Annotated in this window: 1 protein-coding gene; it reads right to left on the bottom strand. The window is 68.2% G+C overall.

The genetic code is table 11. The annotated features are described in order from the left end of the window. Positions 1-220, bottom strand: a 220-nt coding sequence (locus IO20_RS0134405; protein WP_030560493.1) for an enolase C-terminal domain-like protein, incomplete at both ends; no start/stop codon positions are given.

Below are 220 nucleotides of genomic sequence, written 5' to 3'. Positions count from 1 at the left end.
GGGGGCGTGGGAGACGGTGAAGCAGCCGGTCTCCGGGTCGATCTCGGGGGCCCCGTGCACGACCTTCTTGATCTCCGCGTCGGCGAAGTCGTTGAAGTGTTCCAGGATCTTGAAGTTCGGTGTGCAGGCGGCGAGTTGGAGGGAGGCGGCGGTCAGGACCGAGCCGCCCACGTTGTGCGGGGCGACCAGGACGTAATGGGTCTCGGCGGTCGCGGCCAGC

Source organism: Streptomyces exfoliatus, assembly GCF_000725545.1.
Lineage (GTDB): Bacteria > Actinomycetota > Actinomycetes > Streptomycetales > Streptomycetaceae > Streptomyces > Streptomyces exfoliatus.
The sequence above is the reverse complement of the archived record's forward strand: the minus strand, read 5'-3'. Positions and strand labels throughout refer to the sequence as shown.